Genomic DNA, 19,269 nt, shown 5'->3' with positions numbered 1-19,269 from the left:
GTTTGAAATTTTATTTCGCAGATCTGCTTTTTTATTCTTTTTTTTACATTCAGTTAATTTCTACTGTATCATCGGTGCCATCACTGCCGGTATCATCGGTCTCACTGCTATCAAGATCCGTATCCGAAGTACCACTGGAATCATTGTCATCGACCACTTCACCGGAGCCACTGTCCGGATCTTCATAATTGCCTGCGTCTTCACCGGTTCCATCTGAAGATGTATCTGAAGTATCTGCTCCATTGGCTTCACTATCCGTATTGCCGTCGTAAGAATTATCACCTGGATCATAAGTCGGCTCTTCCGTGTAGGAATCTCCGTCCCCAGTATCGTCAGAACTCTCGGGCTCACTGCTGTAGCTGTCCTCTGTATAGATTGGAAAATCCGCATCAGCAGTTCCCTCTGATGTAGAATCTGTAACAGGCTCCGCCGCATTATTATCCGGAATAGCAGTAAGATGAGAAACCGTTCCATCCTTTGGGACGACGATATAGATTCCCAGCATCACGATACATAATGCCATGGCTAATCCGGCAATCTTCATTTCTTCCATATGTTTCATCGCTGATGATCTCCCTGTCGTTTTTTTGTATTATAGCACAGAATCACTCATTTTTGTAAAACAGCCATGTATTTCTTTTGTTTTTCTGTAACAGTTCCCGAAATTTATTTCGCGATCATATAGACACACTTCCTCTGGGTGTTTATAATAAATAATCATATTTATTCATAAGCTTAAAGAAAGGCGTAACATTTTATGGGCGACTGCATTACCACATACACTGGAAAACATTTTGATCCGACACATCCGGACGAAGAGCTGATCTGCATTGAGGACATTGCACACGCACTTTCTCTTCTATGCCGCGGAAATGGTCATGTAAGGACTTTTTTCTCTGTAGGGCAGCACTGCATCCTCTGTGCCAAAGAAGCCGAAGCACGTGGCTATTCCGGCCGTCTTATACTGGCGTCCCTTCTTCACGATGCCAGCGAATGTTATATGTCCGATGTTCCAAGACCATTTAAGAAAAGTCTTCCTGCGTATCGGAAACAGGAGGAAGCTCTTTTAAACATTATCTATCAGAAATATCTGGGATCCGGACTTTCTGCCATAGAAGAGCAGAAGCTGAAGGAGATCGACAATGACCTGCTCTGGTATGACCTGAAATATCTTCTGAATGAAACACCGGACACTCCAAAACCGGTTGTCCATGTTCCGATCCAATACCGGCAATACCCTTTTTCACAGGTAGAAGAGGAATATCGGAACCTTTTTGATCAGCTGTCTGCAAAAATCTGTAAATAGATATAACAGACACACTTTATACAATTGAAAGAAGAACCCTATATGGAACGATTGATTTTTCATGTTGATGTAAACAGTGCTTTTCTTTCCTGGGAAGCAGCAAAAAGAGTAAAGATGGGACTTCCGGATCTGAGAGACATCCCTTCCTGTATTGGCGGAGACCCCAGTAAACGTACCGGCATCGTTGTCGCCAAGTCCATTCCTGCAAAAAAATACGGAATCCAGACAGGAGAGCCTATGGCTATGGCTTTTCGCAAATGTCCGAATCTTGTGGCCGTTCCATCTGACTTTGAATTATACGATAAATGTTCCAGAGCCTTCAAAAAAATCTGTGGATCCTATGCACCGGTAATGGAATCCTTTTCCATTGATGAGGTTTTTCTGGATATGACCGGAACCTCCTATATTTACCCGGATTCGGTGGCAACTGCCCATGAGCTGAAGGATAAGATCCGTACAGAACTCGGCTTTACCGTAAATATCGGCATTTCCACCAATAAACTTCTTGCAAAAATGGCCTCTGATTTCGAAAAGCCAGATAAGGTGCATACTTTATTTCCGGAAGAAATCCCTGTAAAAATGTGGCCTCTTCCAGTGAGAGAGCTTCTTTTTCTTGGCAGATCCTCTGAAAAAAAGCTGCAGGACGCAGGGATCAGAACCATAGGCGATCTGGCTCATGAAAAAAAAGCAAAGATACAGGCACTTCTCGGTGAAAAAGCAGGACAGCAGTTATATCAGTATGCCCGTGGCCTTGATGACTCCCCTGTGAAAGCAAAACCTGATGAAGCAAAAGGATTCAGTCTGGAAACTACATTTAACGATGATCTGGTCTCACTGGAGCAGGCACTTCCGATCCTGCTGGAACAATGCGATATTCTGGCCGCCCGCATGCGCCGCAAAAAGAAAAAATGCACCTGCATTTCTGTAACCTTCCGTACCCTGGATTTTCGAAACAAATCTCATCAGACTAAACTGCCAAATGCCACCGATATCACAGAAGAGATTTACAGAAATGCCCAAAACCTCTTTCAGGAGTCCTGGATGAGACAGCCACTCCGGCTCCTGGGAGTATCACTGACCGGTCTTACGGATGATTCCTTTGAACAGCTGTCCTTTTTTGAGGATACTCACAAGAAGGAACGCCAGCAGAAACTGGATGCAGCACTGGATTCCATCCGTCTGAAGTACGGAAACGACAAGGTTACCCGGGCCAGTATCATGAACAGCACTGCCCGGATCGGAAGGAAAGCAAAAGCACAAATGGAAAATGAAAGAGAGCAGTAAAGCCTGATTAAAATTACCAGTTTTTTTCAAAAAGCCCTTGCAATTTTATTCACAATGCACTATAATTTGAAGCATATCAATAGCAATTTTATTCAAAATTATTATATGTGTCTAAGGAGGAAAACAGGATGGTTGAACTGATCGTAGGAAAGAAAGGCAAAGGAAAAACAAAAGTACTGTTAGACAAAGTAAACGGAGCTGTTAAGGACGCCAACGGCAGTATTGTTTACTTAGACAAGAGCACCAAGCACATGTATGAGCTGAACAACAAGGTCCGCCTTATCGATGTTTCCGGATTTCCGGTTAAAAATGCGGACGAATTTGTAGGATTTATCTGTGGTATCCTCTCTCAGGATCATGATCTGGAGCAGGTATATCTGGACAGCTTCCTTACAACAGCCAAGCTTGAAGGAAAGGATGCAACCGAAACACTGGATCAGTTAAGTGCCATCGGTGAAACCTTCAAAGTTTCCTTTATTATCAGTATGTCTCTGGATAAAGAAGAAGTTCCGGAAGCATATCAGGATAAAATTATCTGCGCATTATAATAAAATTGAATATGAACGTCCTATTTTGTACATAAAGCATAAAAGAACGTAAATTTTTAAAGGAATCTGTCTTCAGGACGGATTCCTTTTTAACTGTAGGAAATTTTGTTTATTCTTCATTTCTGTGGTATACTGAAGAGCAGAATAAACACACAGGAGCGTTTCATATGAATCATTTACTGGAAAAAATCAAACAAAAAAATGCATCCGCATTCACCCACAGCGGGAAATTTCACGCAGACGATGTTTTTTCTGCCGCTCTGCTTTTATATCTGAATCCCGAGATCACCATCACACGTGGAAACCAGGTTCCTGAAAACTATGAAGGTCTTGTTTTTGATATTGGCAGAGGACAGTATGATCATCATCAGAAAGACAGCCGTATCCGCGATAATGGCGTTCCATATGCGGCCTTCGGCCTTCTCTGGGAGAAGCTTGGACCGGAAATCCTAGGTGAGGAACTGGCACTAAAATTCGATGAATCCTTTGTCCAGCCTCTGGATATCAATGATAATACCGGTGAAAAAAATGAACTTGCCACACTGATCGGCAATTTTAATCCGGGATGGGATTCCAAAAGCAGTAATGACGAAGCCTTTTTCCAGGCAGTCAGTGTGGCAGGCATGATCCTGGAAAATAAATTCGAGCGTTACCTTGGAAATGAACGTGCAGACAGACGGGTGGAAGAAGTTCTTACAGAACATGCTGCTTCCCTCGCTTCGGGCGATACCCCGGCAGAAAATACCAATATCCTTATACTTCCGGAATTTATTCCCTGCCAAAAACGCCTTTCGGAAACCAACATTGCTTTTGTGATCTTTCCGTCCAACCGGGGCGGTTACTGTATCCAGCCACAGAAAAAAGAATATTCCATGAATTACAAATGCAGTTTTCCTTCTTCCTGGCTTGGCCTGGAAGGCGAGGAGTTATCTTTGGTAACCGGTCTTAAAAGTGCAGCCTTTTGTCATAAAGGAGGATTTCTCATGACCTGCGGAACCCTTGAGGATTCTGTTCTTGCCTGCAGGAGCAGTCTTGCCGCCTTCCATGAAGAAGCTGTGATCGTAAGCCTTGGCGGAAATAAAGAAACAGACATGCTGCTTCAAAAGCTTCCGGATCTTTCTTCTGCCAGGATCGTACATCTGCCGGTTCCCCAATTACCGGAGCTGACTCTGAACGGAATCTACGGAGAACTCTCCATGGAAAAGACAGAATGGAAAAGCTTTATAAAAGACAGGATTAAAGAAATCCTCCGCTGCAAACCGGAAGCAGTTTTTGCAGATAATGCCATGTTTTCCCTGTATCCCATCGTTCATGCTCTGCGAAAAAAACATATTCCCGTTCTTACAGCAGTAGAAAAAGACGGACAGAAGCTTCTGGTACGGATCCCATCCGGTTCTTAAAGATCTTAAACATGTAATTAATTGTATTTACAGATATATTCACATTGCGTATTTATACAGAAAGAAGGCATGTTTATGCGAGAAGAAAAATTTAAAATGGAAAGACAGGGGCTGATACAGGTGGGAGATAAAGTAAAGATCTCCGAATTTCTCTCTGCCACGAACTACAGCTATATCATTGAGCCTGCAGTAGCCATGTCTGGCTGTTACAGAAATGCAGACCGCATCAGATCCAAAGAGGGCATCATCAAAAGCATTGAGCATACGCCACGCGGCTTTATAGTTACTGCAGAATTTGACGAATAAACATATGTCCATCAGGTAAGATCCGGCAATTAGCAATATGCCGGATTTTTCGCTGAAAAACTGGCTGATTTATTCTGGATTATATTATAGGAATCTGGTATTATAGAGAAGATATTTGTGTAATTTCTCTAATTATCAGGAAATTGCAAATTTTTAGAACAGAGGTGTAATATTATGAGCTGGTACAACGAAGCAATCTTCTACCATATTTATCCACTTGGACTTACAGGCGCTCCAAAAGAAAATGATTACGGAACTCCTGTACATCGACTGAACACACTGCTGCCGTGGATCGACCACATCAAAGAGATCGGATGTACTGCCTTATATATAGGGCCGCTTTTTGAAAGTGTCGGACATGGCTATGAGACAACCGATTACAAAAAACTGGATTCCCGTCTTGGAACCAATAAAGATCTCACCAATTTTGTAAAAGCCTGCCATGAAAAAGGCATCCGCGTGATCTTTGATGGTGTATTCAACCATACAGGCCGTGATTTCTTCGCTTTTAAGGATATCCAGAAAAACCGTGAGCATTCCCCTTACGTTAACTGGTACTGTAATGTAAATTTCGGCGGAAATACCGAATATAATGACGGTTTTTCCTATGAAAACTGGGGTGGATACAATCTTCTTGTAAAGCTGAACCAGCGCAATCCGGAAGTACAGAACTATATCTGTGATGTGATCCGTTTCTGGGTTTCCGAATTTGATATTGATGGAATCCGCCTGGATGCCGCTGATGTTCTGGATTTTGATTTCATGCGTATTCTACGTCATACCGCAGATGAGGTTAAGAAAGACTTCTGGCTTATGGGAGAGGTCATTCACGGAGATTACAGCCGCTGGGTAAACGGACAGACTCTTCACAGTGTAACTAACTATGCCCTTCACAAGGCACTTTACAGCGGACATAATGACCACAACTATTTTGAAATCGCTCATACAGTAAAATATCTTCAGAATATGGGAGATCTGGACCTCTACAATTTCGTGGACAACCATGACGTAGAGCGAATTCATACCAAATTGCAGAACAAAGCACATTTTGCTCCTGTACATGTACTTCTTTATACTTTACCTGGCGTTCCAAGCATTTATTACGGCTCAGAATTTGGTATTGACGGAAAAAAAGAAAAATTTTCCGATGCCAGCTTACGTCCGGCACTTGATCTTAACGATTATGCGGATGCTGCAACAAAGAACCCATGTACTGCACTGATCACAGCCCTCGGAAAGGTCCGCCAGGGAACTCCTGCATTAAGCTACGGTTCCTATGCAGAACTGGCTCTTACAAACCGTCAGTTTGCCTTTGCAAGAGATCTGGAAGGCATACGAGTGATCGTTACTGTGAATAATGATGACAGTGATTCAGAGATGAACCTTCCAACAGGAAGTGCTCCGGAATACGTAGGTGCCCTCACAGGTCAGAAGGTTTCCGCACAGGGCGGACGGATCCGTGTCCGTGTTGCAGCAAACAGCGGTGAGATCTGGCTTCCTGCAGGAGATATGCCGGAATATAAGCCGGTTCAGACTAATGTTCCGGAAACTGCCGCAACAAAAGAGAACGAAAACGCTGCATCTGAGGCAGAAGAGGAGCAGGCGGCTGAAAACAGCACTGTAACAGAAGCTGCCCCGGAAAAAGAAGTTTCAAACGCTGAAAATACAGATAAAGCTTCTGACAATACAGCAAACTCAGAGGATATTCCGTCAACTCCTGAAGCAGAATCCTCCAATCCACAGGAAACAGTCACTGCGCCAAATCCGCACAAAACACCGGAAGAAATGACAGTAGGCGAACTTCAGGCTGCTATCCTTGCAAAAATGGCAGGAAACGGCCCTGTAGACGATCAGATGAAAAAAACCGTATACGACAACATCTGGCATGATTCTCTTGTAAACTGGCTGAAGAGTTTCCGATAGGAAAAAAATAATAAAGTAAGATTCCATAAAAAACAAGGCAATCCGATCATATCTTATGCGGTAAGCCTTGTTTTTTTGTAAAAAAAGATATTGACTTCACATAATATATATTATGTAACGTTATGATCCTGTTATTCTGTAATTTAAGAGAATAAATTAAGAGAATAAAAAAACAGCAGAGATTTCCAACTTAAATAGATCAGAAATCCCCACTGCTTTTATCATTCTGTTTATTATCTCTCATCAAAAGGTACAAAATCTGCATGATGCCCCACATACTTATAAGCAGGACGGATGATCTTATTGGCACTGATCAGCTCTTCCAGACGATGTGCACTCCAGCCAGGCATACGTGCGATGGCAAAGATCGGAGTAAAAAGTTCTTCCGGAATACCAAGCATTGAGTAAACGAAGCCACTGTAGAAGTCAACATTTGCGCAAACATTTTTGAACAGCTTTCTGTGTTCCATGACCAGTTTTCCGGCAATACCCTCAACCTTATCATAGAGCTTAAATTCATCCATCATTCCTTTTTCCTCTGCAAGAGCCTGTGCAAAACGTTTCAGGATCACTTCTCGCGGATCGGAGAGTGTATAAACTGCATGTCCCATACCATAGATCAGACCTGCATGATCAAATGCTTCTTTATTCAGTATTTTCTGCAGATATGCTGTGATCTCCTCATCACTTTCCCAGTCCTTTACATTGGCCTTCAGATCTGTAAACATGTTCTGGACCTTCAGGTTGGCACCACCATGACGCGGTCCCTTCAGTGAACCGATGGATGCAGAGGTAGAAGAGTAGCTGTCTGTTCCGGAAGATGTTACTACATGTGTGGTAAAAGTAGAGTTATTACCACCGCCGTGCTCTGCATGAAGTACAAGTGCGATATCAAGGACCTTGGCCTCAAGCTCTGTATAATTGCCGTCCGGACGAAGCATCAGAAGGATATTCTCGGCAAGTGAAAGCCCCTTCTGCGGATTGCGGATAAAAAGTGTCTCGTCTTTACGGAAATGACGGTATGCGTGATAGGAGTAAACCGCGATTTCAGGAAGCTTAGCGATCAGTTCCAGAGACTGGCGGAGTACATTCTCCACAGAAATATCTTCCGGGTTATCATCATATGTATAGAGAGCAAGTACGCAGCGCTCCATAGCATTCATAATATTGGCATTGGTTCCCTTCATGACAACGTCACGGACAAAACGTCCTCCCAGATCCTCCATGTCAGAAAGAAGCTCAAGAAATCTGGAAAGCTCTTCCTTGCTGGGAAGCTTACCGAAAATCAGAAGATAGATCGTCTCCTCAAAACCAAAACGTCTGTCCTTCAGTCCGTTTACGATATCCTGCACATCGATTCCCCGGTAATACAATGCACCGTCTGCAGGAATACGTCTGCCATTGACCAGCTTATAGCCGGTAACATCGGAAATCTCAGTAAGCCCTGTGAGAACACCTTTACCTGCGGAATCACGAAGTCCTCTTTTTACATCGTATTCCACATAAAGGTTGGGATCGATGTGATGATTCTCTACCAGTTCCTTTTCAAAGAATTTCATTCTGCCTTTCAGCTGTTCGGAGTCCTCCAGACTCATCATTTCATGCTTTTTTTCCATAATTTTTTCCTCGTTTCCCCATTGTATATTAAAAAACACTGATACAGTTAAGATTGGTTACATCTTTGTAATCAGTGTTCGGGTATGGCATACATTTGTGTTTACCTGGTTAATAATTCTACAGTAAAAGTTTCGAAAATGCAAGAGGGTATTTCTTTTTTTCGTGTATAAATATTCATAATATGACCTAATTCATCTATTATTACATTTATTCATCAAAATCCGTCTGGTTTCCACAACGAATCTATGTTATGATTATTCCGTAATTTTTCTTATAATAGTAGTTTGTTTCACATCGGACTGCTGCCGCCTATCTCTTTCACTTGCTGTCGGAATCGGATTCACCACAGCAAGTGAGAGCGGGATCTGGGATATTTTCCCGTCGATCATACAGTCCGTTTTTGCGCAAAATATAGTTGCTGTTGTATTTATCATATCCATTGTTTTAAGCTGTATCCTGCCTGAAAACATGGACATTGAAAAGATCAAGGAATAGGGATGTAAAAATGTTTAAAATTCTCATTGCGGAAGATGACCTGGAACTCCGCCAGCTTTTCCGGCATGTCCTCTTAAAAAACGGTTATACAGTAAAAGGGGTCTCTGACGGGCAGGAAGCGCTGGATGCCCTGGAAAAAGATTATTACGATCTGATCATTTCGGACATAATGATGCCCAACATGGATGGCTATGAACTGGTCCGCTCACTCAGAGATGCCGGAGATTCCATTCCTGTACTTATGGTCACTGCCAAAGATGCTTTTGATGATATGCGTATGGGATTTCTGTCCGGTACCGATGATTATATGGTGAAACCGGTCAATATCAATGAACTGGTTTTGCGGGTAGGTGCACTTCTCCGCAGAGCACAGATGATCAATGAGCGGAAACAGCGAATCGGAGATACCATTTTGGAGTGCGATTCCCTGACGGTCTCCACCTCCTCGGAAAGTATGGTACTTCCTCAGAAAGAATTCATGCTCTTATATAAGATGGTTTCTTTTCCGGGAAAAATCTTTACCCGGCAACAGCTTATGGATGATATCTGGGGATATGATTCCGCAAGCGATGCCCACACAGTAGATGTCCACATTGGAAGGCTTCGGGAACGCTTTCGCGATAATCCGGATTTTAAGATCGTGACGATCCGTGGAGTTGGATATAAGGTGGTAAAGGCATGAAAAAGAAACTCTTCATAAATTTAAGCATTCGTTTACGTTTTATCTTTATGATCATGTTGGAGCTTGTCTGTGTATCTCTGATATCCTGGCTTGTTATGGATGTACTGCATATTTCAGCTGTTCCGAACATTGTATGGATCATCCTGGCCAGCGTGACCGCAGGGGGTGTCCTTAACAACTTTCTCAGTATCCGGTATTTCGGTCCTGTACTAAAGCTGAAAAAAGCCATGCAACAGGTTGCTGAAGGCGATTTTTCCGTCCGACTGGAAACGGAAAAGCAAATGAAGGAAATCCGGGATATTTATTCTAATTTCAACCTGATGGTCCAGGAACTGGAAGCAACGGAGATTCTGCAGACAGACTTTGTTTCCAATGTTTCCCACGAATTCAAAACTCCCATCAGTGCTATTGAGGGTTATGCAACTCTGCTGCAGGATGATGACATGCCTATATCAGAAGAGCAGGAGCAGTACATCAGCAAAATCCTTTTTAACACCAGAAGGCTTTCCCACCTGGCAGGAAATATCCTGCTGCTGTCCAAGATCGAACACCAGTCGATCCAGACCCGTCAGAACTGGTACCGTCTGGATGAGCAGATCCGACAATCCATTGTTATGATGGAACCGAAATGGTCAGAAAAAGAAATTGAATTTGATGTGGACATGATGGATGTGGAGTATCTTGGAAACGAAAATCTCATCTGTCATGTATGGGACAATCTGCTTTCCAATGCTATCAAATTCAGTCCCTGTGGTGGTACGATCTATATCCGGATGATGCCGGAAGGAGAAAAGATCCGTTTTTCTATAGAAAACGAAGGTCCCCAGATCAGTGAATACTCCATGAAACATATCTTTGACAAATTTTACCAGGGCGACAGTTCCCATAAACAGGAGGGAAACGGTCTTGGACTTGCCCTTGTAAAACAGATCCTGAACCTGTGTATGGGAACCGTTTCCGTGGAAAATATTCCCGGAAGCGGCTGTCGTTTTACTGTTATACTGTAAAACAAATATTTTACACATATCCATAAAACCAAAAAACAGCGGACACCTTATTTTTCATGAGGTTCTTCCGTTGTTTTTTATTTTATATAAACTTTTTCATAAACTTCAACAATTGTTGAGAAACAGTTGATGTTAAGTTGCAGATCATCTTTTAAAGTATAGGATAGTTATTTATGAAAAAATACAGGAGATATGGAATATGTTATTAAAAAAAGCACCTGCCTACCGGAAAGCAGAAAAGGAAGATTTTTCAATGATCCGGGAATTTATCCGAAGAAATTATAAAGACCGCTGGGAGTTTGAGGAAACACATACCGAAAAACGTCTGACCAGACTTTTCTTTTACACCTATATGATATACAGAGATAGCGTTACCGTGGCAACCTACCGTGATCAGGTAGTTGGGGTGCTCATTACCGGTAAAGAATCTCATGGCCATTTTGCCCCGATTTTCCGTTTGAAAAAAGGCTATCATTTCCTGCGCCTGAAGTTTACTAAGGAAGGCCGGAAGAATCTGGAGCATTTTAACAAACTTCAGGATATGAAAAAACAATTGACTGTTTCCCCGGAGAAACCGACTCCCGGAAATATCCTCTTTCTTTATGTAAGCAAAGATTACCGCAGAAACGGAATCGGTACCGGGCTTCTCAAACAGATTTCAACAGAGAAGGATACGGATTATTCCATATATATGGACCAGCTGGATCAAAGAACCTTTATGGAAAGTCATGGTTTCGTAAAGAAAAACGAGGTTTCCCAGATGCGGGAGCTGAACAAAAAACGCTTCCGGGAAAGTGTAGCTCTTTATAAAAAAGAACCGCATTGCGAAACACATTCATAAATTACGCAGGAGATAAATGGAAAATGAAAAAAATTGGAATCATGGCTGACAGCCACAGTGGCATTTTAAAACAAGAAGCAGAGGAACTGGATATTCATGTCCTTCCCATGCCTTTTTATCTGAATGGAGAACTGTTTCATGAAGACCTGGATTTTTCCAGAACAGGATTTTATGAGAAGCTGCGTGAAGGAGCAGATGTTTCAACTTCACAGCCTTCCCCACAGGAAGTTATGGAAATGTGGGACGAAATGCTTTTATCTTATGATCAGATCCTCTACATTCCGTTGAGCAGTAGTTTAAGCGGTTCCTGCATGACTGCTGCCGCCTTGTCTCAGGAACCAAAATACGAAAACAAAGTGTTTGTGGTAGATAACGGGCGTGTTTCCACACCCCTTCACCGTTCCATTCTGGATGCGATAGACCTGGTGGAAGATGGATATACAGCACCGCAGATCAAGGATATTCTGGAAGCTTCCCGTGAAAAAACCGTGATCTATGTCGGATTAAGCACACTGGAATATCTGAAAAAGGGAGGCCGTATCAATACCACCACAGCACTGGCCGCAAATCTTCTCAATATCAAACCGGTTATGAAATTTGGAACCGGTAAACTGGATGTTTTCCAGAAATGCAGAGGCATGAAAAAATCAAGAAAAGCCATGATCGATGCTATGCACAGAGAATTAGAAACAACTTTCAAAAAAGAATATGATGCCGGAAAAGTATATCTTATGGCTGCCTCCAGCAGCACTGCGGAAGTTACCGCAGACTGGATCTCACAGATCCGGGAAAGTTTTCCGGGAATGGATGTGATGTGTGATGATCTTTCCCTTGGACTTTCCTGCCATATTGGCCCGGACGGACTGGGAATCGGATGTTCCTGCATGCCTTTATAAAAAACGTCTCAATATTTTCTGCAAATAATCCAGGGTTGTGGTATGATATTGTTATCAATACATAACAGGCAGATTTTATCTGTTATTATAGCACTTCCAACCATTCATGTTCTGCACAGCTGAACTTGATGCAGTAATTTCTGGGAGTGCTATGATCAGAAGGGAGAAATTATCATGGCAAAAACAATTAAAGAATTAACACAGGATCTTCTTCAGGCACCATCTGCATGCAAAAAAGTAAAAGAAGCGGCACAGAATTATCTGGATGCGGCAGGAACTGAGAAAGAAGCAGATGCGGCAACTGCTTACGTAAAAGAGCTGGAAGCAGATATCATGCCCATCGACGGACTGATCTCTTTTGCAGGTTCTGACATGGGCGCACAGGTATTTGGCGCAGATGACGCAAAAAAGATCCTGGCTCACGCTGAGGAGATCAAAGCTTCCGGTGCAAAATACTGTGACTGCCCAGCATGTGCAGCCTGCGAAGCACTTCTGAACAAAAAAGCAGAAATTCTGAAGTAATCACATGGCCCAGTTTGAAATTGAGATCAAGCTTCCATTAAAGAATCTTAAGGAAACCCTGAAATTTCTGACAGATCAGGGATTTCAGGAGACAGCACAAATCCAGGAAAAAGATACCTATTTTAACAGTGTCTATCATGATGTAAAAAAACGTGATGAAGCACTGCGTATCCGAACAAGCACAGACTGCAGATCCGGTATTTCTAAGACTCAGATTAATTTTAAGGGACCCAAACTAGATAAAATCTCCATGTCCCGAATGGAACTGGAAACAGAAGTATCCGATGCAGAAGTGCTTAAAAATATTCTCATCCATTTGGATTTTTCTCCGGTAGCGTCTGTCATGAAAACGCGAAAGTATATGAAATGTGGCAGATTTACCGCCTGTCTGGATCAGGTAGAGGGACTTGGAGACTTTCTGGAGCTTGAGGTGATCGCAGAGCAGGAAAGTGAGCGGAAAGAAATTTTATCCAAAATGGAAGATCTGCTTGCCATATTGGGATATCACATGTCGGACACTGTACAGACTTCTTATCTCAGTATGCTTCCGAAAAAATTAAATAAAAATCTTTTTTAAACCAGCAGGAATATTTTCGTGTGAGTATCTAAGGTACAGAATACGGAAATGTTCCTGTTTTTTCTTTTCTTACAATTCTTCGGCATTCCAAGTTTATCTACCATACTATAAATCCCACATCACAAAGCAACATCAAACCACATTCAATGTACATGTCATTACTATTGACCACTCGTGCTTTTTGTTGCTTTATGTTTATTTTTATGTGGTTTATTGAATGTTTACAAGATTTTTTTGCATTTTATATGTGGATTTATTGATATTTTTTCAAAAAAGCCCTTTACAAATCCACACAATCGGGCATATAATAAAGTCACAAACAACAAGAAAACATATTGAAGCAATCGCAAACCCAACAATAAACCACATTTAAACACGGAGGGAATATATTATGAAAATTCTTGAATCTAAATTCGTACAGGGCTTTATCAAAATGGCAGATGATGGATATCAGCAGGGATGGCATGAAAGAAACGGCGGAAACTTAAGCTATCGTCTGAAAGCAGAAGAAGTAGAGATGATCCGTCCACGACTGAACGCACCTGGAGAATGGACCCCTATCGGTGTTGAGGTTCCGGGACTGGCAGGCGAATTTTTTCTGGTAACAGGAAGCGGTAAATATTTCCGTAATATCATCGTTGATCCGGAAGTATGTCTTGCGATCATTGAGCTTGACGAAACAGGAACCAACTACCGTATCCGCTGGGGTCTTGTGGAAGGCGGTCGTCCGACCAGTGAGCTTCCAACTCATCTGATGAACCATGAAGTAAAGAAAAAACTTACCAACGGTAAACATCGTGTTATTTACCATGCACATACCACCAATACCATTGCACTTACCTTTGTTCTTCCCCTGGATGACAAGGTATTTACCCGTGAACTCTGGGAATCCGCAACTGAGTGTCCGGTAGTATTCCCGGATGGTGTAGGTGTCATCGGATGGATGGTTCCAGGTGGAAGAGAAATCGCGATCAAAACCGCTGAACTGATGAAAAAATATGATGTTGTTATCTGGGCGCATCATGGTATGTTCTGCTCAGGCGAGGATTTTGACCTGACCTTCGGACTTCTTCATACCGTTGAAAAATCTGCAGAGATCCTGGTTAAGATCTTATCCATGGCTCCGCAGAAACTGCAGACCATCACACCAAATGACTTCCGTGCTCTTGCAAAAGATTTCAAAGTAACTCTGCCGGAAGAATTCCTCTACGAGAAAAAATAAATTCTTCGGCTACACAGTTTTATATTATATAACTGTACTCCTATCTGAAACTTTATCAGAAACAACCAAATATTTGCTGATTTTTGCCGATAAATCTGGTATGATAAAAACATATCTGGTTTATCAGCAAATTAATATCAGAAAGGATATGGATAAGGTATGGAAGAATTATATAAAGCGATCGAAGAGAAGATCAAGGCAAGCGGATACCCGCGAAAGATTTCCGGAGAGGAAGTTTACGACGACATCTGCGATCAGATTGATGGGAAAGAGAATGGAAGCTATGTGCTGCTTTCCAAATTTGATGATGATGTGATCTTTGAATATCATATCTCAATTATGGACAGTGAATTTAATCTGGGTGTTCTTACCATGCGTACTCCGGAGGGTGTATTCGAGACAGATTTTGACAAATAAGTTAAGTACGGATTTTGATTTTGGGTCATGGATATAACACAGATGTCCACAACCACTGCTTAAAGTTTTTTTGAACCCTACAGGGAATTTGAGATTTTCTTGATCTGATTAAATATGTAGAGGCAGTTGATTTACATAATTTATATTATGTGAACTAACTGTCTCTATATTTATATACAATACATGTCAAACGAATCAGTTGCTCCGCAGTCCCATTATTCATCAGTCCTCGCGGAGACGTACTGCCTTGGCCGCCTGACGCCGTCTGGCATCATCCAGAGCAGCATAATGCTTCTTGGTAGTATTGACATCCTTATGTCCTAAAACATCTGCTACAAGGTAAATATCACCGGTTTCCTGGTACAGGGCAGTACCATAGGTGCTGCGAAGCTTATGCGGGGTGATCTTTTTTGTAGTTGTGATCTCCCTGGCATATTTTTTGACCAGATTCTCGATAGCCTGAACACCGATCCGGCGGCGTTGGGTAGAATAGAAGAGAGCGTGCTCATGGCCTGCCAGAGGCGTAATATTCTCCCTGATTTCCAGATATTTCTTCAACGCTTTTTCTACTTCAGGACCAAAGTATACAACCATTTCATTTCCGCCTTTCCGGGTAACTTTGATTCCATTGTTTTTGAAGTCTACATCCTCAACATCCAGTCCGACACATTCCGATACTCGGATCCCGGTACCAAGAAGGAGAGTAACAATAGCAAGATCTCTGTCCTTCGTTTTTTCATGGTACATCCGTTTCTGCCCGGTCAGCGTATCTCCGCAGTTCTCAATATAATCCAACAGCATGGCAACCTCATCTGTATCCAGACGGATAATATTCTTATCATGGATCTTGGGCACATCGATCAGAACAGACGGGTTGGTGGTGATCATTTCATGTTTATAATAGTAAGCATAAAAACTTCTTAAAGCAGAAATTTTACGTTTGACGCCACGTTCACCATTTGTTTCCGTTTTGGAAGAGTCAGCGGATTTATAAACTTTGAGAAATTCTTCATATTCCTCAAGATCAACAGCTTTGATCTGATCCAGAACATCAATTGTAAAATCCGACATAGTTTTGTCTTTAAACATTGGATTCTGATCTAACAGAAACTGAAAAAATATACGAATATCATATGCATAGGAAATTCTAGTCTTGGTTGTAGTCGTTGCATCGATAGCCCGGAAATAATCCCTGCAAAATGGCGGAAGCGTTTTTAAAACCTCACGGAGTTTTAAAGTATTGTCAATGTCATTTTGTTCGTGGTAAGTAATTTTGTTATCCATAAAAACTCCTTAATATATAAATTTTACATAATTTGCAGGAAATACCTGAAACACCTGTTAAAAGAAGTGGTTTTACACTCATCTATATCTATACGACAAACCCGAGTTTTTCAAATAGATGGGTAGCATAAACAGCTACTTCCTGCAAAATTGCCTGTTTTTGATAAATTTTCAAGTAAATAAAGTGCCTCCTTATGGAAGCACTTTTTATTATTATTTGTCGTTACCCTCTGAGGTTTTCATCAAAAATAACGGTAAACGGCCCGTCATTTTCCAAAGATACTTTCATATCTGCACCAAAAATTCCGTGTTCCACAACCGGAACCTGTTTACTGGCTTCCGAAATAATATATTCATATAATTTATTTGCTTCATCCGGTGCACCGGCTTCTATAAAGCTTGGACGGTTTCCCTTACGGCAGTTTGCATATAAGGTAAACTGTGAAACCAAAAGCAATTCCCCGTTTACATCCGCCAGGGACAAATTGGTCTTTCCATTTTCATCCTCAAAAATACGAAGTCCCAGAAGCTTTTTCAGATACCAGTCTGCATCCTCTTTGGTGTCCTCACGGCCAACGCCGATCAGAACAAGAAACCCTTTTCCGATTTTTCCGACAATTTCTCCGTCTACTTTGACTTCTGCATGATTTACACGCTGAATTACAAATTTCATAACCTGTTCTTCCTCCGTCTCCGTCTGTTTTTCTGCTTCAATCGAAAGCCTATATATTTCGCCTGAATAAATTTAACTAAAAATGTAAACATTCGTTTAATTTCATCCCAAGCCCCGGACCAGATTCTGTTTTTTTCCGCTTTTACTGTAACTTCCTGTGCTTTTGATACGGATTTTTTCACCGGCATTGGCAGGACCTTTCCGGAAACGGGGTCTACACAATCAATATCTCTATAAAACTCAGCATCTGCAGACATATCTTTTTCATCAAGACTACGTCCGATCAGCTTCCATACAGCAGCATTCAGCACAGCAAATACCGGAACTCCAACGATCATTCCCGGAACTCCAAATAAACCACCACCGACCATGATTGCAACAATAACCATAAAGCTGGACAGTCCGGTCGACTCACCCAGGATCTTTGGTCCAAGAATATTTCCGTCAAACTGCTGAAGGATCAAAATAAAGATCAGGAAATACAAGCTCTGAATGGGATCTACCAGCAAAATAAGAAGAAAACACGGAACTGCTCCCAAATATGGCCCGAAAAACGGAATAACATTTGTAACTCCAACGATCACACTGACCAGAATCGCATATGGGGTTCCGATGATCGATGTTCCAACATAACACAATACACCGATAATTGCGGAATCCAGGATCTTTCCGCTGATAAATCCACCAAAGGTTTTATGCGTAAAACGCATGGAATGAACAAGAAAGGTTGCCCATTTGGTTGGAAGAACTGCATAAACAGCCATTTTTGCCTTGGCAACAAATCCCTCTTTATCCGCCAGTATATAAAGAGATACGATCGCTCCAATAAGGAAATTCTTCAAAAAAACAAGAAGATCCAGAAAGCTTGCGGATATATTTTTCATCATAAACTGCATCTGGGGAAGGATCGTATTTGTCAGATACTCCTGTAATCTGCTGGAATACTGATTGATCTGGCTGATCATATCCGGATTCAATTTCCATCCCTTTTCCACGACGGAATTTAACCAGTTTTCCACTACACTTACATAATGAGGAAAACTGTAGATAATATTCATGATGCTTCGAATCAATTGAGGAAGGATCATCATGACAAGGGCATAAATGACCAGAAACATAAGAAATACAGAAAGGATCACACAGATCCAGCGTACTACTTTCCTCCCCTTTTTCTGAAGTGTTTTATTCCTTTTTTCAAAAATCGGAAAAATGATCTTCCGCTCCAAAAAATTAACAATGGGGGTTAGCAGATATGCTATGGCAGCTCCGTAAATGATCGGCGCCATAATACCGAAAAATGTTTTAATTCCGGTGATCAGAGATTTCATATGGAAAATCCCGTAATAAAATAAAATACTGGCAGCAATAACCAGAAATGCAGTCACACCTAACTGCACATAGCGATGGTTCCAACGAATTTTCATAGTAATTTCCTCCACCAAGTGATTATAACATAGCATCTCTGGTTTGTGTCTAAAAAAAACATAAACATTATTTTCCAATAACCTGCAAAGATAAATTCCGACTTCAGGGTATCGCGCTGATACAGAAAACACCCCGCCATAAAATGGCAGGGTGCCTAAAAATCTGATGTTTATTTTTTCAGGCTGTCATAAATGTGAATGGCTTCGATAATTGCCTTCGCAGTTCCATCAATGCCAAGCTTGCTGCTATCCAGACAAAGATTATAGCTGTCCGCAGATCCCCATTTCTTGTTGGTATAATAATTATAGTAGCTGGAACGGCTTTTGTCTGTTTTGTTGATCATGTCCTTGGCCTCTTTGGCATTTTTATTGTATTTCTGAGCAATACGGTTGATACGCCAGTCAAGGTTTGCATGAACAAATACACTGAAACAATCCGGATTATCTGCAAGTGCATAATCCGCACATCTGCCGACCATTACACAGGGACCTTCTGAAGCCAGCTTCTTGATTGCCTCAAACTGTGCAAGAAAAATCTTATGGTTCATAGGCATGTCTGTAAATCCGGCTGAGGAATACCCAAATGAATAAGTATCCATTACAAGAGAATAAAGAAAACTGTTTGTTGGCTTCTCATCATGATGCTCAAACAGCTCCTTGCAGATCCCACTGTCATTGGCTGCGTGCTCCAGCAGCTCTTTATCATAGCATTTGATTCCAAAATATTTAGCAACTTCCTGGCCGATCTGTCTTCCGGCGCTGCCATATTTACGACCGATAGTAATAATAGAACTTGTTGTATTGTTACTCATAACAGCCACATCCTTTCTGCTCAGATTCAGCGA

Annotated in this window: 20 protein-coding genes and 1 pseudogene; 15 read left to right on the top strand and 6 right to left on the bottom strand. The window is 41.7% G+C overall.

The window, feature by feature from the left end; genetic code table 11:
- Positions 1-49: 49 nt before the first annotated feature.
- On the bottom strand, positions 50-562 hold the full coding sequence (locus CCC70_RS13550) for a hypothetical protein (protein WP_021652038.1): 513 nt from the start codon (positions 560-562) through the stop codon (positions 50-52).
- 195 nt (positions 563-757) lie between these two features.
- Between CCC70_RS13550 and CCC70_RS13545 the strand changes: the two genes are divergently transcribed.
- The 6 genes from CCC70_RS13545 (at position 758) to CCC70_RS13520 (ending at position 6,767) form a co-directional block, all read left to right on the top strand.
- On the top strand, positions 758-1,306 hold the full coding sequence (locus tag CCC70_RS13545) for a hypothetical protein (protein ID WP_021652040.1): 549 nt from the start codon (positions 758-760) through the stop codon (positions 1,304-1,306).
- A gap of 42 nt (positions 1,307-1,348) precedes the next feature.
- A complete protein-coding gene (locus tag CCC70_RS13540; RefSeq protein ID WP_287085055.1) occupies positions 1,349-2,590 on the top strand; it encodes a DNA polymerase Y family protein in 1,242 nt (413 codons plus the stop codon).
- Positions 2,591-2,718: 128 nt separating this feature from the next.
- Complete coding sequence (locus tag CCC70_RS13535) at positions 2,719-3,138, top strand: hypothetical protein (RefSeq protein ID WP_021652042.1); 420 nt, start codon at positions 2,719-2,721, stop codon at positions 3,136-3,138.
- A gap of 167 nt (positions 3,139-3,305) precedes the next feature.
- Entirely contained in the window at positions 3,306-4,538 is a 1,233-nt protein-coding gene (locus CCC70_RS13530; protein WP_287085054.1) for an MYG1 family protein, read from the top strand.
- A 75-nt stretch (positions 4,539-4,613) separates the two neighbouring features.
- On the top strand, positions 4,614-4,844 hold the full coding sequence (locus CCC70_RS13525; RefSeq protein ID WP_015525138.1) for a hypothetical protein: 231 nt from the start codon (positions 4,614-4,616) through the stop codon (positions 4,842-4,844).
- Positions 4,845-5,018: 174 nt separating this feature from the next.
- Positions 5,019-6,767, top strand: a complete 1,749-nt coding sequence (locus CCC70_RS13520) for an alpha-amylase family glycosyl hydrolase (RefSeq protein WP_287085053.1) — start codon at positions 5,019-5,021, stop codon at positions 6,765-6,767.
- A gap of 233 nt (positions 6,768-7,000) precedes the next feature.
- Here CCC70_RS13520 and CCC70_RS13515 read toward each other — a convergent pair whose 3' ends face one another.
- Positions 7,001-8,383, bottom strand: coding sequence for a citrate/2-methylcitrate synthase (locus CCC70_RS13515; RefSeq protein ID WP_287082792.1), 1,383 nt, complete (start codon positions 8,381-8,383; stop codon positions 7,001-7,003).
- Positions 8,384-8,693: 310 nt separating this feature from the next.
- Between CCC70_RS13515 and CCC70_RS16595 the strand changes: the two are divergent.
- The 9 genes and pseudogenes from CCC70_RS16595 to CCC70_RS13470 form a co-directional block, all read left to right on the top strand.
- A pseudogene (locus CCC70_RS16595) lies at positions 8,694-8,879 on the top strand (purine permease); the annotation flags it as partial.
- Positions 8,880-8,889: 10 nt separating this feature from the next.
- Positions 8,890-9,561: a response regulator transcription factor gene (locus CCC70_RS13505; protein WP_059085856.1), complete on the top strand. Its 672-nt coding sequence runs from the start codon at positions 8,890-8,892 to the stop codon at positions 9,559-9,561.
- Positions 9,558-10,568: a HAMP domain-containing sensor histidine kinase gene (locus CCC70_RS13500; RefSeq protein WP_287085052.1), complete on the top strand. Its 1,011-nt coding sequence runs from the start codon at positions 9,558-9,560 to the stop codon at positions 10,566-10,568. The genes CCC70_RS13505 and CCC70_RS13500 overlap by 4 nt, the downstream gene beginning before the upstream one ends.
- Before the next feature lie 199 nt (positions 10,569-10,767).
- Positions 10,768-11,409 carry a GNAT family N-acetyltransferase gene (locus CCC70_RS13495; protein ID WP_186582308.1) on the top strand — a complete coding sequence of 214 codons (642 nt, stop codon included), beginning with the start codon at positions 10,768-10,770 and terminating at the stop codon, positions 11,407-11,409.
- A gap of 23 nt (positions 11,410-11,432) precedes the next feature.
- A complete protein-coding gene (locus CCC70_RS13490) occupies positions 11,433-12,305 on the top strand; it encodes a DegV family protein (protein WP_092070011.1) in 873 nt (290 codons plus the stop codon).
- A 174-nt stretch (positions 12,306-12,479) separates the two neighbouring features.
- Positions 12,480-12,827 (top strand): molecular chaperone Hsp90, encoded by a 348-nt coding sequence (locus CCC70_RS13485; protein ID WP_287085051.1) that lies wholly within the window; start codon positions 12,480-12,482, stop codon positions 12,825-12,827.
- Positions 12,828-12,831: 4 nt separating this feature from the next.
- Positions 12,832-13,404 (top strand): class IV adenylate cyclase, encoded by a 573-nt coding sequence (gene cyaB, locus CCC70_RS13480; protein ID WP_173732724.1) that lies wholly within the window; start codon positions 12,832-12,834, stop codon positions 13,402-13,404.
- A 391-nt stretch (positions 13,405-13,795) separates the two neighbouring features.
- Positions 13,796-14,626: a rhamnulose-1-phosphate aldolase gene (gene rhaD / locus CCC70_RS13475; protein ID WP_287085050.1), complete on the top strand. Its 831-nt coding sequence runs from the start codon at positions 13,796-13,798 to the stop codon at positions 14,624-14,626.
- A gap of 159 nt (positions 14,627-14,785) precedes the next feature.
- Positions 14,786-15,043, top strand: coding sequence for a hypothetical protein (locus tag CCC70_RS13470; protein ID WP_092070005.1), 258 nt, complete (start codon positions 14,786-14,788; stop codon positions 15,041-15,043).
- Between the two features lie 222 nt (positions 15,044-15,265).
- Here CCC70_RS13470 and CCC70_RS13465 read toward each other — a convergent pair whose 3' ends face one another.
- The 4 genes from CCC70_RS13465 to CCC70_RS13450 form a co-directional block, all read right to left on the bottom strand.
- Entirely contained in the window at positions 15,266-16,327 is a 1,062-nt protein-coding gene (locus CCC70_RS13465; protein WP_287085049.1) for a tyrosine-type recombinase/integrase, read from the bottom strand.
- Positions 16,328-16,550: 223 nt separating this feature from the next.
- On the bottom strand, positions 16,551-17,000 hold the full coding sequence (gene dtd, locus CCC70_RS13460; protein ID WP_015525153.1) for a D-aminoacyl-tRNA deacylase: 450 nt from the start codon (positions 16,998-17,000) through the stop codon (positions 16,551-16,553).
- A complete protein-coding gene (locus tag CCC70_RS13455) occupies positions 16,997-18,424 on the bottom strand; it encodes an AI-2E family transporter (RefSeq protein WP_092069996.1) in 1,428 nt (475 codons plus the stop codon). Before CCC70_RS13455 ends, dtd begins: the two co-directional genes overlap by 4 nt.
- Positions 18,425-18,594: 170 nt before the next feature.
- On the bottom strand, positions 18,595-19,236 hold the full coding sequence (locus CCC70_RS13450; protein ID WP_022427272.1) for a cytidylate kinase-like family protein: 642 nt from the start codon (positions 19,234-19,236) through the stop codon (positions 18,595-18,597).
- Between the last annotated feature and the right edge of the window lie 33 nt (positions 19,237-19,269).

The organism is Blautia sp. LMAG:89 (assembly GCF_008679485.1).
Lineage (GTDB): Bacteria > Bacillota > Clostridia > Lachnospirales > Lachnospiraceae > Blautia_A > Blautia_A fusiformis.
Note: the sequence above shows the minus strand (reverse complement) of the source record. Positions and strands in the feature narration are given on the sequence as shown.

What these genes read in the sequence shown, in the direction of transcription:
- CCC70_RS13515 (WP_287082792.1), bottom strand. Translation starts at nt 8,383, where the DNA reads ATGGAAAAAAAGCATGAAATGATGAGTCTGGAGGACTCCGAACAGCTG.
- CCC70_RS13530 (WP_287085054.1), top strand. Translation starts at nt 3,306, where the DNA reads ATGAATCATTTACTGGAAAAAATCAAACAAAAAAATGCATCCGCATTC.
- CCC70_RS13495 (WP_186582308.1), top strand. Translation starts at nt 10,768, where the DNA reads ATGTTATTAAAAAAAGCACCTGCCTACCGGAAAGCAGAAAAGGAAGAT.
- CCC70_RS13500 (WP_287085052.1), top strand. Translation starts at nt 9,558, where the DNA reads ATGAAAAAGAAACTCTTCATAAATTTAAGCATTCGTTTACGTTTTATC.
- dtd (WP_015525153.1), bottom strand. Translation starts at nt 17,000, where the DNA reads ATGAAATTTGTAATTCAGCGTGTAAATCATGCAGAAGTCAAAGTAGAC.
- CCC70_RS13525 (WP_015525138.1), top strand. Translation starts at nt 4,614, where the DNA reads ATGCGAGAAGAAAAATTTAAAATGGAAAGACAGGGGCTGATACAGGTG.
- CCC70_RS13505 (WP_059085856.1), top strand. Translation starts at nt 8,890, where the DNA reads ATGTTTAAAATTCTCATTGCGGAAGATGACCTGGAACTCCGCCAGCTT.
- CCC70_RS13545 (WP_021652040.1), top strand. Translation starts at nt 758, where the DNA reads ATGGGCGACTGCATTACCACATACACTGGAAAACATTTTGATCCGACA.
- CCC70_RS13550 (WP_021652038.1), bottom strand. Translation starts at nt 562, where the DNA reads ATGAAACATATGGAAGAAATGAAGATTGCCGGATTAGCCATGGCATTA.
- CCC70_RS13535 (WP_021652042.1), top strand. Translation starts at nt 2,719, where the DNA reads ATGGTTGAACTGATCGTAGGAAAGAAAGGCAAAGGAAAAACAAAAGTA.
- CCC70_RS13470 (WP_092070005.1), top strand. Translation starts at nt 14,786, where the DNA reads ATGGAAGAATTATATAAAGCGATCGAAGAGAAGATCAAGGCAAGCGGA.
- rhaD (WP_287085050.1), top strand. Translation starts at nt 13,796, where the DNA reads ATGAAAATTCTTGAATCTAAATTCGTACAGGGCTTTATCAAAATGGCA.
- CCC70_RS13540 (WP_287085055.1), top strand. Translation starts at nt 1,349, where the DNA reads ATGGAACGATTGATTTTTCATGTTGATGTAAACAGTGCTTTTCTTTCC.
- CCC70_RS13455 (WP_092069996.1), bottom strand. Translation starts at nt 18,424, where the DNA reads ATGAAAATTCGTTGGAACCATCGCTATGTGCAGTTAGGTGTGACTGCA.
- CCC70_RS13450 (WP_022427272.1), bottom strand. Translation starts at nt 19,236, where the DNA reads ATGAGTAACAATACAACAAGTTCTATTATTACTATCGGTCGTAAATAT.
- CCC70_RS13485 (WP_287085051.1), top strand. Translation starts at nt 12,480, where the DNA reads ATGGCAAAAACAATTAAAGAATTAACACAGGATCTTCTTCAGGCACCA.
- CCC70_RS13490 (WP_092070011.1), top strand. Translation starts at nt 11,433, where the DNA reads ATGAAAAAAATTGGAATCATGGCTGACAGCCACAGTGGCATTTTAAAA.
- CCC70_RS13520 (WP_287085053.1), top strand. Translation starts at nt 5,019, where the DNA reads ATGAGCTGGTACAACGAAGCAATCTTCTACCATATTTATCCACTTGGA.
- cyaB (WP_173732724.1), top strand. Translation starts at nt 12,832, where the DNA reads ATGGCCCAGTTTGAAATTGAGATCAAGCTTCCATTAAAGAATCTTAAG.
- CCC70_RS13465 (WP_287085049.1), bottom strand. Translation starts at nt 16,327, where the DNA reads ATGGATAACAAAATTACTTACCACGAACAAAATGACATTGACAATACT.